This is a genomic window from Streptomyces sp. NPDC018019, assembly GCF_044327805.1.
GTDB lineage: Bacteria > Actinomycetota > Actinomycetes > Streptomycetales > Streptomycetaceae > Streptomyces.
In genome coordinates this window covers 510,748-525,866 of sequence record NZ_JBIRGD010000002.1, presented here as the reverse complement: position 1 = coordinate 525,866, position 15,119 = coordinate 510,748, and the positions used below count along the sequence as shown (strand labels likewise).

The window sequence follows — 15,119 nt, the reverse complement described above, 5'->3', positions numbered from 1 at the left end:
CGGCGGGGACAGACGGGTGAGGGCCGTCCGTGCCCGTGTAGGCCGTTCGGTGAACGGCCCGCGCCCCGCCTGCCCCGGACGTACGAAGACGGAGATGGAGACGTACGGGACGGAGGCGAGCGGGGCGGAGACGTGCAGCCCACCCGACTCGCCCGCCGTCCCCGCGCCCCCCTCACGGCCGCGGCCCCACCACCCTCTCCCCGTCCCGGATCAGGATCGCCATGGCCGGACACGAGTCCGCCGCGTCCAGTGCGCTCTCGTCCTTGGGGATCTCCTCGTGCAGGGGCCGGGCGTACGGCCCGTCCAGGACGAAGAGGTCCGGGGCGATGCCGGCGCACATGCCGGACGCCATGCACTGCTGTCCGTCGATCGCCGCCTTCCAGGTCATCCGGCTCACCACCCCACCGGCAGCACGCGCGGGCCGCGGACCAGCATCTGGTCCTTCCAGACCACGTCCCCGGCCACGTGCAGCTCCGGGAAGCGGGTGATCAGGGCGATCAGCGCCTCCTGGAGTTCCAGCCGGGCCAGCGGCGCGCCGAGGCAGTGGTGCACGCCGTGTCCGAAGCCGAGGTGCTGGTTGCCGTCGCGGGCGATGTCGAGGGTGCCCGGTTCGTCGAAGCGCAGCGCGTCCCGGTTGGCCGCGCCGACCGCGACCAGCACCGGTTCACCCGCACGGACGAGCGTGCCGCCCACTTCGATGTCCTCGGTGGCGTAGCGGGGGAAGCTCGCGCCGCTGCCCAGCGGGACGAAGCGCAGCAGCTCCTCGACGGCGCTCTTGACCAACCCGGGCTCGGCGCGCAGCCGCTCCAGCTCGCCGGGGTGGTCCAGCAGCGACAGGACGAAGTTGGGGATCTGGGTGGCGGTCGTCTCGTGTCCGGCGACGAGGATGCCGACGCACAGGTCGATCAGCTCCAGCTCGGACAGCCGGTCGTCGACGTCCCGGGCCTCGATCAGCCGCGTCATGAGGTCGTCCCGGGGCGTCACGCGGTGATCCCCGATCAACTTCGCCATGTAGGCGCGCAGTTCCTCGCGGTTGGCCTCGAACTCCTCGGCCGTCAGGGAGCTGGTGGACAGCGCGGCGTCGCTCCACGTACGGAACTTGGGCCGGTCCTCCTCGGGCACGCCCAGCATCCGGCAGATCACCGCGACCGGGATGGGCAGGGCGTAGCGGTCCACGAGGTCCACGGGCGGGCCCGCGGCCTCCAGCTCGTCGATCAGGCCGTGCGTCAACTCGCGCACCCACGGCCGTAGTTTCTCCACCTGGTGGACGGTGAACGCCTTGGCGACCAGGGTGCGCAGCCGGGTGTGGTCGGGCGGGTCCATGCTCAGGATCCCGCTGTCCCGCTGGCCTTCGGACTGCCGCGGCTCGTCGTGCTTGAGTCCTTCCGCGCGGCTGAAGCGCCGGTCGCCGAGGACCAGCCGGGCGTCGGCGTAGCGGGTGGCGAGCCAGGCCGGTTCGCCGTACGCCATCTGTACCCGCAGTAACCCCGGCTGGTCGCGGACCTGTTCGTAGATGCCGGACAGGGACAGTCCGTCGGAGTCGTTGAAGGGATAAGCAAGGGGCTTCGTGTCGGCTGTGGTCACCGGGGCCTCCCTCGTGTAAGCAGCTGCTTACAAAGTAGAGGGCGGTTCTTGGTACGGTCAACGGCCGCGCATGATCCGCGTACCGGCGGCCCGTCGGGTCCGCCGGGCGCGGCACCGGAGAGAGGAGTACGCGGATGACCGGGAACGAGCCGAGGAACGGGGCGGGAACCGCCACGGGGTACGCGCCCGGCGGTGCGGGGGCGCGCCGCCGCGGGGCCCAGGGCACCCGGCTGCTCCTCCTGGAGGCGGCCGCGGCGCTGTTCGCCGAGCGGGGGTACGAGCGGGCCACCGTACGCGACATCGCGGAGCGGGCCGGCGTCAACCAGGCTCTCCTCTTCCGCTACTTCGGCTCCAAGAAGGCGCTGTTCGGCGAGGTGGTGGCGCTCGGCGGCCAGGAGCAGCTGCACAGCACCCCGCCCGGCGAACTGTTCGAGGTGGCGCTGCGCGGGATGCTCGGCCACCGGGGCGAGGAGCCGGGGGACCGCGCCCTGGAGACGTTCCTGCGCTCCATCGGGGACAGCGATGAGATCACCACCGCCGTACGGGAGATGGGCGACGACTACGCGCGGGTGCTCGCCACCCTCAGCAGCGCCGACGACCGCGGACTGCGTGCGGACCTCGCCCTTTCCTGGATGCTCGGCATCGGCCTGATGCGCGTGGTCGTCGGCAAGCAGCCGCTCGCCGACGCCGACCCGGACGCCGTGTGCGCGCTGGTCACCGGCGCGCTCGGCACGCTTCTGGAGGACCTGCCGCGGTCGGCGCCGTCGCCGACCGCCTGAACCCGCCGGTGGCCGAGCCCCGGCCGGGACGCCCGGAGGCGCCCCCAGCCGGTCCGGCCGCGCCGGTCAGCGTCCGGCCGCCTGCCGCTCCCGCCACTCCGGCGCCAGCACCGACCAGACCTCCACGTCGTGGCGTACACCGCCGCGCGCGTAGCTCTGCCGCAGCACCCCGTCCCGCACCATCCCGAGCCGCTCGGCCACCTTCAGGCTCGCCGTGTTGCCGGACGCGGCCCGCCACTCCACGCGGTGGATGCCGCGTTCCTCGACCGCCCAGTCGACGATCACCCGGATCGCCCGCGTGACCAGACCGCGCCCGACGGCCGCCTCCTCCAGCCAGCAGCCGACCTCGCAGGTCTCCGCGGCGGCGTCGAACGTGCGGAACAGCACGCCGCCGACGAGGGTGCCGTCCGTCCAGATCCCGTACAGCCGCCCGCTGTCGGCCGCCGCCTTCTCCGCGTACGACCGCAGTAGCTCCCGGGTGGAGGCCAGGTCGGTGCAGAGGTCCGGCAGCCCGATGAAACGGCCGATGTACTCCCGGCCGCGTTCCATGTGCGCCAGGTACTCCTCGGCGTGGTACGGCTCCAGGGGCCGCAGTTCGGCACCGTCGTCACCCAGCGAGATCACGAACATCCCCGTTCCCCCTTGCTCTCTGCGCCCGTGCGGGCGCGGCTCCATGGCACGCGGCACCGGTCGCACGCGCACCGCGCGCATCATCACACACGGCCGTCACATCCCACCCAGGGCCGTCCACCAGCCCGTTCGATACCGTGACCCCACCATGACGAACGACGGCACGATCTCCCTCGACGACGAACTGGCCCACTGGCCCACCGACGAGACCGCGGCGCTCGCGGTCCAGGACCGGCTGCGCGCCCACGTGTGCCGGGAGCAGTCCGGTCCCGAGCCGGGGGCCGCCGGGACGGTCGTCGGCGTGGACGTCGCCTACGACGACGAGCGCGACCTGGTGGCCGCGGCGGCCGTCGCCCTGGACGGGGCCACGCTCGCGGTCGTCGAGGAGGCCACCGCCGTGGGCCGGGTCGCCTTCCCGTACGTACCGGGGCTGCTCGCCTTCCGGGAGATCCCCACCGTGGTGGAGGCGCTGGGCCGCCTCGGCCGCACGCCGGACCTCGTGGTCTGCGACGGCTACGGGCTCGCGCACCCGCGCCGCTTCGGCCTCGCCAGCCACCTCGGCGTGCTCACCGGCCTGCCCACCATCGGCGTCGCCAAGAACCCGTTCACCTCACGCTACGACCTGCCGGGCACCGAGCGCGGCGCGTCCTCACCGCTGCTGGACGGCACCGCCGACGGGCGTGACGAAGTGGTCGGGCGGGCGCTGCGTACCCAACAGGGCGTCAAGCCGGTCTTCGTGTCGGTGGGGCACCGCGTCGACCTCGACCGGGCCTGCGCGCACACCCTCCACCTGACGCCCCGGTACCGCGTCCCGGAGACGACCCGGGCCGCCGACGCGCTGTGCCGGCGCGCCCTGTCGCAGGCGCGCGCCGGCTGACGGCCCGGCGCCCGGTCAGCCCGCCGGAGCCGTACGCCCCGCACGCGACGCGGATTCGGCCACCACCCGGAACGTGATGCCCGCCCGCCGCAGCCGTCCGATGAGCGCGTCGCCCATCGCGACCGCCGGGGTCACCTGGCCGGACGTCGCGGGCAGGTCGTCGAAGGCCAGGCTCAGCGCCGACTCCGCGAGGATCTTCGCCGTCTCGTCGTATCCCGGATCGCCGCCCGAGACCTCCGTCAGGACGCGCCGGCCCCCGCCCTCGCCGACGAACCGCAGGCTGAACGAGCTGCGCGCCCGCCGCTCCTCGCTCGGCCCCGTGCCCGGCTCCAGACGGCCCGCCAGCCAGCGGCGCGCCGGCGGCACCTGCGCGACCGCGCAGGCGGCGGAGGCCGCGCCCACCGCGCCCACGGCGACCGGCAGCCAGGAGACGGCGGCGAAGTGGCGGTAGCGGAAGTCCGGCCCGTACTGCTCCAGCGCGGCCGCCGAGCGCGCCACCACCTGGGGGTCGAGCGTCGGCAGCGGCAGGCCCCAGGCCCGGACCACGCCGTTGCGGTACGGGCGGCCGAGCGGGGCCCGCACCGTGCGGTCCGCGGGCCGCGGCTCCAGCCGCTGCCGGTCGCGGGCGGCGCGCAGCATGCCCAGCGGACGCGAGACGGCCGTCAGCACGGAGGCCAGCGTGCCGCCGGAGATCCTGCCGTTGCTGCGTACGAAACCGTCGACGCGCAGCGGCACACCGGCCGGGAGCCGGTCGACGGTGAAGCGCACGCCGAGGTCGGCCGGTACGCAGTCGAAGGCGCAGGCGTGCACGAGACGGGCGCCGGACGCGCGCGCCGCCGCGTCGTACCGCACATACGCCCGGTCGACGAACTCGGCCTCGCCGGTCAGGTCGGCGTAGTCCGTACCGGCCTCGGCGCAGGCGGCGACCAGCGCGTCCCCGTAGAAGAGGTACGGGCCGACGGTCGTGGCGAGCACGCGGGTGCTCGCGGCGAGCGCGCGCAGCGAGCCGGGATCCTCGACGTCCGCGCACAGCAGGGGCAGTTCCGCGCAGGCCGGGGCGGTCTCGGCCAGGCTCTCGCGCAGCCGCTCCAGCTTGGCGCGGTCGCGGCCGGCCAGAGCCCAGCGGCAGTCGGCGGGCGCGTGCCGGGCCAGGTACGCGGCGGTGAGCCGCCCCACGAATCCGGTGGCGCCGAACAGCACCAGGTCGTACGGCCGTGCTGCGGTCTCCTGCGGTCCTGTCACGCCTGCCTCCGCCTCGGTTCCCCGGCCGCGCCGTGCCGCCGGCCGGTGCGGCGCCACGCTAGGCAGGGGGTTGACCGTCCGTCAACGAACGGTCTTCGGCCGGACCGTATTGACACGCCTGGGCGGCTGGTCCACATTCACCCGCACGTCCGCGAACATGGGACGTCCGATGTCCGGAATATGAAGGCCCTCGCCGATGCCGCTTCCCCCGCCCCCCGCCCCCCTCACCGGAGTCGTCCCGCCGCTGTGCACCCCGCTGACCCCCGACGGCCGGGTCGACACCCGCTCGCTGGCCGCGCTCGCCGCCCGGCTCACCGGGGCCGGGGTGAGCGGGCTGTTCGTCCTCGGCTCCACCGGGGAGGCCGCTCACCTCACCGACGCGCAGCGCCGCACCGTCGTGGAGACGGTGGTCGGGGCGGTCGCGGGACGGCTGCCCGTGCTGGCCGGAGTCATCGACATGACCACCGCGCGGGTGCTCGAACACGCCCGGCAGGCCCGGGACCTGGGCGCCGACGCGATCGTGGCCACCGCCCCGTTCTACGCGCGCACCCACCCCGCGGAGGTCGCCGACCACTTCCGGCGCGTGCGCGACGGCGCGCACCTGCCGCTGTTCGCGTACGACATCCCGATGGCCGTGCACACCAAACTGCCGCTCGACACGGTGCTCACGCTCGCGCGGGACGGCGTACTGGCCGGCCTGAAGGACAGCAGCGGCGAGGACGGCGCGCTGCGGCGCCTCCTGGTGCGGGTGCGCGGCCTGGCACCGGACTTCACCGTGCTCACGGGGTCGGAGCTGACCGTCGACGGCGCCCTGCTGGCGGGCGCCCACGGCGTCGTACCCGGCCTCGGCAACGTCGACCCGCACGGCTACGTACGCCTCTACGAGCACGCCGCGGCGGGCCGCTGGCGCGAGGCCGCCGCCGAACAGGACCGGCTCGCCGCGCTCTTCGCGCTCACCGAAGCGGGCGACCCGGCGGTGATGGGCCGCAACTCCTCCGCGCTGGGCGCCTTCAAGACGGCCCTGCATCTCCAGGGCGTCATCGCCTGCCCGGCCACCGCGCCGCCGCAGGTGCCGCTGGACGGGGCCGCCGTCGGCCGGGTCCGGCGGTGTCTGGAGGAAGCCGGGCTGCTGTGAGGGAAGCCGGTCTGTCATGAGGAAGCGCCCCTCCGAGGGCGGCGGCCCCGGACGGCGCCGTACCGGGGGCGCCGGTCACGGCCGGCGCCGCACCGGAGGCAGCGGACACGGCCGGCGGACGCCCTGGTACCGGCAGGTGACACCCCGCCAGTGGAAGTCCCTGTTCGCCGCCTGGGTGGGCTACCTCCTGGACGGCTTCGACTTCGTCCTCATCACCCTCGTCCTGACCGAGATCGCCGACACGTTCGGCCTGAGTACGGCCGGCGCGGCCTCCCTCGTCTCCGGCGCGTTCATCACCCGCTGGCTCGGCGGGGCGCTCCTCGGCGCGCTCGGCGACCGGCACGGGCGCAGGGCCGCGATGATCACCAGCATCCTCCTGTACTCGCTGGGCACCTTCGCCTGCGGCTTCGCCTGGGACTACACCAGCCTGTTCACCGCCCGGCTGGTCGTCGGCATGGGCATGGCCGGGGAGTACAGCGCCAGTGCGACGTACGTCCTGGAGAGCTGGCCCGCCCCCTTGCGCAACCGCGCCTCCGGCTTCCTGATATCCGGTTACGCGGGCGGCACGGTCCTCGCGGCCCAGCTGTACCAGTGGGTGGTGCCGCACTGGGGCTGGCGCTGGATGTTCTGGATCGGCGTGCTGCCGGTCCTGGTCGCGCTGTGGGTGCGCAGATCGCTGCCGGAGGCGGGCGACTGGAGCGCCGAGGTGGGGGCCGCCGGGGTACGGCCCGACCCGTTCCGGCCGCTGTTCGCCGGGCGCGCCAGGCGCCGGCTCAACGGGGTGCTCGCGGCCGTCGCGTCGGCCGCCCTCTTCTGCGTCTTCACCCCGGTCGGCGCGGGGCACGTGCCCTGGCTGGCGGCGCTCTCCGCGCTCTGCCTGACCGCGTTCGCCGTACAGCTCGGCGGCCGGCGCGGCTGGGTGCTGTACGTGTCCCTGACGGTCACCGTGTTCTGCGCCTTCCTCTACAGCTGGCCCGTCCAGGCGCTGCTGCCCACCTACCTCAAGACCGAGCTGGGGTACGCGCCCGCCCAGGTCGCCGACGTGCTGTTCTATGCCGGGTTCGGCACGATGGCGGGCTGCTGGCTGGCCGGCTTCACGGGCGACCGGTTCGGCACCCGCCGCGCGTACGCCGGCACGCTGCTGGCCTCGCTGGCATTCGTCTTCCCGGTGTTCGCCGTCCGGGTCAGCCTGGTCGCCCTGGGCGTCCTGCTCTTCGGGCTGCTCGCCCTGGGCCAGGGCATCTCGGGCATCCTGCCGAAGTACATCGCCGGGCACTTCCCGACCGCGGTCCGCGCGGCGTCGCTCGGCTTCGTCTACAACGTCGGCGCGCTCGGCGGGGCGGTCGCCCCGGTGCTCGGCGCCCGGCTCGCCGAGGGCATGTCCCTGGGCCGGGCGCTGGCCGTCCTCACCTTCGGGCTGACGCTGGTCGTCATCGTCCTGGTGGGCGGTGACGTACCGGTACGGCTCGCCCGTCTGCTGGACCGCGGGGTGGTGGGGGACCACTTGGTGCCGGGCGGGGCGGACGGGGCGGTGGGGCGGCGGCCGTAGCCGCGGCGTACGCAGTGCCGGTCGGCCGGTCTCCCGTCCAGGACGGCGGGGCAGGGCCAGGCCGCGTGTACTGTGCGCGCCGCCGCCGGGCTCCCCTCCGCCCATCACTCCGTACGGTCCGATTCCTGTCCCATGGACACCCCGCGCACGCCGTCCAGCTCCGTCAGCTGCTCCACGAGCGAGTGTGCCGAGCCGCGGCCCTCCAGGCGCAGCAGCACCTCGGCCGGCACCCGGTCGTCCGTGCTGGTCTCCACCTGGACGTCGGTCACCTGGAAGCCGCTGCCGGTGCACATCTCCAGCATCCGGCCCAGCAGGCCGTGCTGGGCGCGGTAGCTCAGGCGCAGTTCGACGCGCTCGACGGACGGCGTCCGCCGGCGCCCCGAGAACAGCTTCGGGAAGCCGCGTACGACGAGGAAGTGGACCAGTGTCGCACCGGCGGCCAGCAGGGGCAGGCCACCGCCGCACGCCATGCCGATGGCACAGGTCAGCCAGATCGTCGCGGCGGTCGTCAGCCCCCGTACCGCGTCCTTCTTCACGAAGATCAGGCCACCGCCGATGAAGCCGATGCCGGAGACGATCTGCGCGGCCACCCGGGACGGGTCGAGCGCCACGCCGTCCGTGCCGAGCAGTGCGTAGAAGCCGTGGATCGAGACTTCCATGAACAGCGCGCTGCCCACACCGACGAGGGTGTGGGTGCGCAGCCCCGCGCTCTTCTGCTGCACCTGCCGCTCCAGCCCGATGAGGGAGGACAGGAGCAGCGCCAGGGCCAGTTCGGTGAACTGGCGGAGGCCCTGACCGTGGCTGACGTCGAACAACGGTGATGCGAGGTGCGTATGAGGCATTCGGCCATTGTCCCTCCGTGCCCGGCGCGCGGGCCGTTGTCAGTGGTCGCCGCTAGCGTGGTGTTCACGGTGACCGGCAGCGGGCCGGTCCGGTGCGGAGTGGAAGGGGGCGGGTCCGGTGGTGCGGATGGCGAGTGCGGCCGTGGTGCGTACGGCAGCGGTGCGGGGGAGTGCTGCGGTGGTGCGGGACAGGGCTGCCGTGGTGCCGGGTGGCGGCGTGGGTGCGCCGGCGCCGGGCGGCGCGGTGGCGTGGCGCCGCATATCCGGGTGCGACCCCATCGCCGGTTCCGACGGGGGCGCGCGCCGCTGGTGAAGTGACGCGTGAAGGCCCGTGGCGGCGGTGGGAGTTGACCACCGCCGCCACGGGCTTTTCCGTTGTCCGTCCGTTGCCGCCGGGGTCTTGTGGAAAGTGGAACACGTTCTTAACATCGCGAGTGTTACATCAGTAGTGTCACAGTGCTGCGGAGCTCAGGGGGCCCGATGGCAGGGACAGGGAACGGCCCGCTGAGCGGGGTGCGCGTGGTGGAGCTGGCCGGCATCGGGCCCGGCCCGTTCGCCGCGATGCTGCTGGCCGACCTCGGCGCCGACGTGGTGCGCGTCGACCGCCCCGGCGGGTCCGGGCTCGGCATCGACCCGGCGTACGACGTCACCAACCGCAACAAGCGCTCCGTGCTCGTGGACCTGAAGTCCGCCGAGGGGCCAGACCAGGTGCTCGACCTCGCCGAGCGCGCCGACGTCCTGATCGAGGGATACCGCCCCGGCGTGGCCGAGCGGCTCGGCATCGGCCCGGACGCCTGCCTGGCGCGCAACCCGCGGCTCGTGTACGGCCGGATGACCGGCTGGGGCCAGCAGGGCCCGCTCGCCGGAACCGCCGGACACGACATCGGCTACATCGCCGTCACCGGCGCGCTGGGCATGATCGGCCCGCCCGACGGCCCGCCCGCCGTCCCCGCCAACCTGCTCGGCGACTACGCGGGCGGCTCCCTCTACCTGGTCGTCGGCGTCCTGGCCGCGCTCCGGCACGCCCAGAGCGAAGGCGGCCGCGGCCAGGTCGTGGACGCGGCCATCGTCGACGGCACCGCCCACCTCACCGCGATGATCCACGGCATGCTGGCCGCCGGCGGCTGGCAGGACCGGCGCGGCGCCAACCTCCTGGACGGCGCCGCCCCGTTCTACGGCACGTACGAAACCGCCGACGGCGGCCACATGGCGGTCGGCGCATTGGAGCGGCGCTTCTACGGCGAGTTCATCCGGCTGCTCGGCATCGAGGACGAGGTGCCGGCCCGGGACGACCTCGCCGCCTGGGAGGAGCTGCGCTCCGCCATCGCCGCCCGCTTCAGGACCCGTACGCGCCGGGAATGGACCGCCGTCTTCGAGGCGGCCGACGCCTGCGTGGCGCCCGTCCTGTCGCTGCGTGAGGCCCCCGGCCACCCGCACCTCGCCGCCCGCGGCACCTTCACCGACCACGGCGGCATCACCCAGCCCGCGCCGGCCCCGCGCTTCTCCGCCACCCCCGGCGCCGTCCGCCGGCCCCCGGCCCAGCCCGGCGCGGACACCGTCGAGGTGGCCCGCGACTGGGGCGTTCCGGCCCTCACCGACCGCCGGGAGCCGGACCCCGGCACCGGCCACCGCACGGCCTGGCCCGACGGCACCCGGGCCGCGGACGGCCGCGCCCGGTCCGGGGGCGGGGCCGGCTGATGCCCACCACCCCGCCGGCCCACCGCCGGCCCCGAGGAGGCCCCAAGCGATGACCGCGCAGCTCAAGCGGCAGATCTTCACCGAGGACCACGACGCTTTCCGCCGCACCGTACGGACCTTCCTCGACCGGGAGGTGACGCCGCACTACGCCCAGTGGGAGAAGGACGGCATCGTCAGCCGCGACGCCTGGCGCGCCGCGGGCAAGCAGGGCCTGCTGGGTCTGGCCGTGCCCGAGGAGTACGGAGGCGGGGGCAACGCCGACTTCCGGTACGCCGCCGTGCTGGCCGAGGAGTTCACCCGGGCCGGCGCGGCCGGACTCGCCGTCGGCCTGCACAACGACATCGTCGGCCCGTACCTGACCCAGCTCGCCACCGAGGAGCAGAAGCGCCGCTGGCTGCCCGGTTTCTGCAGCGGCGAGACCATCACCGCCATCGCCATGACCGAACCGGGCGCCGGCTCCGACCTCCAGGGCATCCGCACCACCGCCGAGGACCGCGGCGACCACTGGCTGCTCAACGGCGCCAAGACGTTCATCTCCAACGGCATCCTCGCCGACCTGGTCATCGTCGCCGCCAAGACCACACCCGAGGGCGGCGCGCACGGCCTGAGCCTGCTGGTCGTCGAGCGGGGCGCCCCGGGCTTCGAGCGCGGCCGGAACCTGGACAAGATCGGCCAGAAGGCGCAGGACACCGCCGAGCTGTTCTTCACCGACGTACGGGTGCCCAAGGAGAACCTGCTCGGCGAGCCGAACGGCGCGTTCATCCACCTGATGACCAACCTCGCGCAGGAGCGCATGGCCATCGCGGTCGCCGGGATCGCCGCCGCCGAGCACCTGCTGGAGATCACCACGCGGTATGTGAAGGAGCGGGAGGCGTTCGGCCGGCCGCTCGCCAAGCTCCAGCACATCCGCTTCGAGATAGCCGAGATGGCGACCGAGTGCGCCGTCACCCGCGAGTTCCTGGACCGCTGCATCGTGGACCACTCCGACGGGAAGCTCGCCGCCGTACACGCCTCGATGGCCAAGTGGTGGGCCACCGAACTGCAAAAGCGCGTCGCCGACCGCTGTCTGCAACTGCACGGCGGCTACGGCTACATGAGCGAGTACCCGGTCGCCCGCGCCTTCACCGACGGCCGCATCCAGACCATCTACGGAGGCACCACCGAAATCATGAAGGAGATCATCGGCCGTTCCCTCCTCGGCTGACCGGCCGCCCGGCGCGGCACCGGGCGCTGCCCCGGCCCCGGCCTCGCCGCCCCTGCACCCCGCCGCCCCCGAATCCAGAGCTGGAAAGGCTGCTCACCGTGACTTCCGAAGCGTACGTATACGACGCGATCCGCACCCCGCGCGGACGCGGCAAGGCCAACGGCGCGCTGCACGGCACCAAACCGATCGATCTCGTCGTCGGCCTCATCCACGAGGTGCGCAAGCGCTTCCCCGGCCTCGACCCGGCCGCCGTCGACGACATCGTGCTCGGCGTCGTCGGCCCGGTCGGCGACCAGGGCTCGGACATCGCCCGGATCGCGGCGATCGCCGCCGGGCTGCCGGACACCGTCGCGGGCGTCCAGGAGAACCGCTTCTGTGCCTCCGGCCTCGAAGCGGTCAACATGGCCGCCGCCAAGGTCCGCTCCGGCTGGGAGGACCTGGTCCTGGCGGGCGGCGTCGAGTCGATGTCGCGCGTCCCGATGGCCTCCGACGGCGGCGCCTGGTTCGCCGACCCGATGACCAACTTCGACACCGGCTTCGTCCCGCAGGGCATCGGCGCCGACCTCATCGCCACCGTCGAGGGCTACTCCCGCCGCGACGTCGACGAGTACGCCGCGCTCTCCCAGGAGCGCGCCGCCGCGGCCTGGAAGGACGGCCGCTTCGCCCGCTCCGTCGTCCCCGTCACCGACCGCAACGGCCTGGTCGTCCTCGACCACGACGAGCACATGCGGCCCGGCACCACCGCCGACTCGCTGGCCGGCCTCAAGCCGTCCTTCGCCGCCATCGGCGACGCGGGCGGCTTCGACGCGGTGGCCCTGCAGAAGTACCACTGGATCGAGAAGATCGACCACGTCCACCACGCGGGCAACGCCTCCGGCATCGTGGACGGCGCGGCGCTGGTCGCCATCGGCTCCCGCGAGGTCGGCGAGCGCTACGGCCTCACCCCGCGCGCCCGTATCGTCTCCGCCGCGGTCTCCGGCTCGGAGCCCACGATCATGCTGACCGGACCGGCCCCCGCCACCCGCAAGGCACTGGCCAAGGCCGGGCTGACCATCGACGACATCGACCTGGTCGAGATCAACGAGGCGTTCGCCGCGGTCGTGCTGCGCTTCGTCAAGGACCTGGGCCTGAGCCTGGACAAGGTCAACGTCAACGGCGGCGCCATCGCCATGGGCCACCCCCTCGGTGCCACCGGCGCGATGATCCTGGGCACCCTCGTCGACGAACTGGAGCGCCAGGACAAGCGCTACGGCCTGGCCACCCTGTGCGTCGGCGGCGGCATGGGCATCGCCACCGTCATCGAGCGCGTCTGACCCCGTCCCGAACCCACCACGGAGCACGCATCATGACCGAACCCACCACCATCCGCTGGGAACAGGACGAAACCGGCGTCGTCACCCTCGTCCTCGACGACCCGGACCAGTCGGCCAACACGATGAACGCCGCCTTCAAGTCCTCGCTGACGGCGGTCGCCGACCGTCTGGAGGCCGAGCGGGAGTCCGTCCGCGGCGTCATCGTCACCTCCGCCAAGAAGACCTTCTTCGCCGGCGGCGACCTGCGCGACCTGATCGCCGTCACCCCCGACCAGGCCCGGCGCGCCTTCGAGACCGGCCAGGGCATCAAGCGCGATCTGCGCCGCATCGAGACCCTCGGCAAGCCGGTCGTCGCCGCCATCAACGGCGCGGCCCTCGGCGGCGGTTACGAGATCGCGCTCGCCTGCCACCACCGCGTCGCCCTCGACACCCGCGTCACCAAGATCGGCCTGCCCGAGGTCACGCTCGGCCTGCTCCCGGCGGCCGGCGGCGTGGTCCGTACGGTCCGGCTGCTGGGCATCGCCGACGCGCTGCTGAAGGTGCTGCTCCAGGGCACCCAGTACAACGCCGTACGCGCCCGGGACAACGGCCTGGTCCACGAGGTCGCGGCCACGCACGAGGAACTGCTCGAGAAGGCGCGCGCGTTCATCGACGCCCACCCCGAATCCCAGCAGCCCTGGGACGTCAAGGGCTACAAGATCCCCGGCGGCACCCCGGCGCACCCGAAGTTCGCCGCCAACCTCCCCGCCTTCCCCGCCAACCTGAAGAAGCAGCTGAACGGCGCCCCGTATCCGGCCCCGCGCAACATCCTCGCGGCGGCCGTCGAGGGCTCCCAGGTCGACTTCGAGACCGCGCAGACCATCGAGGCGCGCTACTTCACCGAGCTGGTCACCGGCCAGATCTCGAAGAACATGATCCAGGCGTTCTTCTTCGACCTCCAGGCCGTCAACTCCGGCGCCAGCCGCCCGAAGGACATCGCGCCGCGCACGGTGCGCAAGGCCGCCGTGCTCGGCGCCGGCATGATGGGCGCCGGCATCGCCTACGCCTGCGCCAAGGCCGGGATCGAGGTCGTCCTCAAGGACGTCACCCCGGAGGCGGCCGAGAAGGGCAAGGCGTACTCCGCGGGTCTGCTCGCCAAGGCGCTCAGCCGCGGCCGGACGACCGAGGCCCAGCGGGACGAACTGCTCGCCCGCATCACGCCCACCGCCGACCCGCGGGACCTGGCCGGCTGCGACGCCGTCATCGAGGCGGTCTTCGAGGACACCGCCCTCAAGCACAAGGTGTTCCAGGAGATCCAGCACCTCGTCGCCCCGGACGCGCTGCTGTGCTCCAACACCTCCACGCTGCCCATCACCACCCTCGCCCAGGGCGTCGAGCGGGACGCCGATTTCATCGGGCTGCACTTCTTCTCGCCCGTCGACAAGATGCCGCTGGTCGAGATCATCAAGGGCGGGCGGACCGGCGACGAGGCGCTGGCCCGCGCCTTCGACCTGGTGCGGCAGATCCGCAAGACGCCCATCGTGGTCAACGACTCGCGCGGCTTCTTCACCTCGCGCGTCATCGGCCACTTCATCAACGAGGGCGTGGCCATGGTCGGCGAGGGCATCGAGCCCGCCTCGGTGGAACAGGCCGCGGCCCAGGCCGGCTACCCGGCCAAGGTGCTCTCCCTGATGGACGAGCTGACCCTCACCCTCCCGCGCAAGATCCGCGACGAGACCCGGCGGGCGGTCGAGGCGGCCGGCGGCACCTGGCAGGAGCACCCCGCCGACACCGTCATCGACCGCATGGTCGACGAGTTCGGGCGGCCGGGCCGCAGCGGCGGCGGGGGCTTCTACGAGTACGGCGAGGACGGCGGCCGGACGGGCCTGTGGCCGGGCCTGCGCGAGCACTTCACCCGGGAGGGCACTGCCATCCCGTTCCGCGACATGCAGGAGCGGATGCTGTTCGCCGAGGCGCTGGACACCGTCCGCTGCTTCGAGGAGGGCGTGCTGACCTCCGTCGCGGACGCCAACATCGGCTCCCTCCTCGGCATCGGCTTCCCCGGCTGGACCGGCGGCGTCCTCCAGTACATCAACGGCTACGAGGGCGGGCTGCCCGGCTTCGTGGCCCGCGCCCGCGAACTCCAGGCGGCGTACGGGGAGCGGTTCGCGCCGCCCGCGCTGCTGGTGGAGAAGGCGGAGAAGGGCGAGAAGTTCAGCGACGCGTAACCGTGCGCCGCGCGCCGCGGACCGGCCCACCGGGGCCGGTCCGCCGTGCACGCGGCACC

The 15,119-nt window shown here is 73.6% G+C and carries 13 protein-coding genes; 8 read left to right on the top strand and 5 right to left on the bottom strand.

What is annotated here, in order from left to right; genetic code table 11:
• Positions 1–172 precede the first annotated feature (172 nt).
• Both ACH4FX_RS05495 and ACH4FX_RS05490 read right to left on the bottom strand, forming a co-directional pair.
• Positions 173–388, bottom strand: coding sequence for a ferredoxin (locus ACH4FX_RS05495; protein WP_398475390.1), 216 nt, complete (start codon positions 386–388; stop codon positions 173–175).
• Between the two features lie 5 nt (positions 389–393).
• Complete coding sequence (locus tag ACH4FX_RS05490) at positions 394–1,584, bottom strand: cytochrome P450 (protein ID WP_398475388.1); 1,191 nt, start codon at positions 1,582–1,584, stop codon at positions 394–396.
• A 134-nt stretch (positions 1,585–1,718) separates the two neighbouring features.
• On the opposite strand from ACH4FX_RS05490, the gene ACH4FX_RS05485 reads away from it, so the two are divergent.
• Positions 1,719–2,363 (top strand): TetR family transcriptional regulator, encoded by a 645-nt coding sequence (locus tag ACH4FX_RS05485; protein ID WP_398475386.1) that lies wholly within the window; start codon positions 1,719–1,721, stop codon positions 2,361–2,363.
• A 66-nt stretch (positions 2,364–2,429) separates the two neighbouring features.
• On the opposite strand, the gene ACH4FX_RS05480 is transcribed toward ACH4FX_RS05485, so the two are convergent.
• On the bottom strand, positions 2,430–2,993 hold the full coding sequence (locus ACH4FX_RS05480; protein ID WP_398475384.1) for a GNAT family N-acetyltransferase: 564 nt from the start codon (positions 2,991–2,993) through the stop codon (positions 2,430–2,432).
• Positions 2,994–3,141: 148 nt separating this feature from the next.
• Here ACH4FX_RS05480 and ACH4FX_RS05475 point away from each other — a divergent pair, with 148 nt between their 5' ends.
• Positions 3,142–3,870, top strand: a complete 729-nt coding sequence (locus ACH4FX_RS05475; RefSeq protein WP_398475382.1) for an endonuclease V — start codon at positions 3,142–3,144, stop codon at positions 3,868–3,870.
• A gap of 15 nt (positions 3,871–3,885) precedes the next feature.
• Here the strand turns inward: ACH4FX_RS05475 and ACH4FX_RS05470 are convergent, their stop codons facing one another.
• The gene (locus ACH4FX_RS05470) at positions 3,886–5,112 is read right to left on the bottom strand and encodes a saccharopine dehydrogenase family protein (RefSeq protein ID WP_398475380.1); all 1,227 of its coding nucleotides are present in this window, start codon (positions 5,110–5,112) and stop codon (positions 3,886–3,888) included.
• 196 nt (positions 5,113–5,308) lie between these two features.
• Here ACH4FX_RS05470 and ACH4FX_RS05465 point away from each other — a divergent pair, with 196 nt between their 5' ends.
• Together ACH4FX_RS05465 and ACH4FX_RS05460 are read left to right on the top strand one after the other, a co-directional pair.
• Positions 5,309–6,247, top strand: a complete 939-nt coding sequence (locus tag ACH4FX_RS05465; RefSeq protein ID WP_398475378.1) for a dihydrodipicolinate synthase family protein — start codon at positions 5,309–5,311, stop codon at positions 6,245–6,247.
• A gap of 16 nt (positions 6,248–6,263) precedes the next feature.
• Entirely contained in the window at positions 6,264–7,796 is a 1,533-nt protein-coding gene (locus ACH4FX_RS05460) for a sialate:H+ symport family MFS transporter (protein WP_398475377.1), read from the top strand.
• A 104-nt stretch (positions 7,797–7,900) separates the two neighbouring features.
• Here the strand turns inward: ACH4FX_RS05460 and ACH4FX_RS05455 are convergent, their stop codons facing one another.
• Positions 7,901–8,638, bottom strand: coding sequence for an MgtC/SapB family protein (locus tag ACH4FX_RS05455; RefSeq protein WP_398475375.1), 738 nt, complete (start codon positions 8,636–8,638; stop codon positions 7,901–7,903).
• A gap of 480 nt (positions 8,639–9,118) precedes the next feature.
• On the opposite strand from ACH4FX_RS05455, the gene ACH4FX_RS05450 reads away from it, so the two are divergent.
• The 4 genes from ACH4FX_RS05450 (at position 9,119) to ACH4FX_RS05435 (ending at position 15,060) form a co-directional block, all read left to right on the top strand.
• Complete coding sequence (locus ACH4FX_RS05450; protein WP_398475373.1) at positions 9,119–10,336, top strand: CaiB/BaiF CoA transferase family protein; 1,218 nt, start codon at positions 9,119–9,121, stop codon at positions 10,334–10,336.
• 49 nt (positions 10,337–10,385) lie between these two features.
• Positions 10,386–11,540, top strand: a complete 1,155-nt coding sequence (locus tag ACH4FX_RS05445; RefSeq protein ID WP_398475371.1) for an acyl-CoA dehydrogenase family protein — start codon at positions 10,386–10,388, stop codon at positions 11,538–11,540.
• Positions 11,541–11,638: 98 nt separating this feature from the next.
• The gene (locus ACH4FX_RS05440) at positions 11,639–12,853 is read left to right on the top strand and encodes an acetyl-CoA C-acetyltransferase (protein WP_398475369.1); all 1,215 of its coding nucleotides are present in this window, start codon (positions 11,639–11,641) and stop codon (positions 12,851–12,853) included.
• Between the two features lie 32 nt (positions 12,854–12,885).
• Positions 12,886–15,060, top strand: coding sequence for a 3-hydroxyacyl-CoA dehydrogenase NAD-binding domain-containing protein (locus ACH4FX_RS05435; protein WP_398475367.1), 2,175 nt, complete (start codon positions 12,886–12,888; stop codon positions 15,058–15,060).
• Positions 15,061–15,119 lie beyond the last annotated feature (59 nt).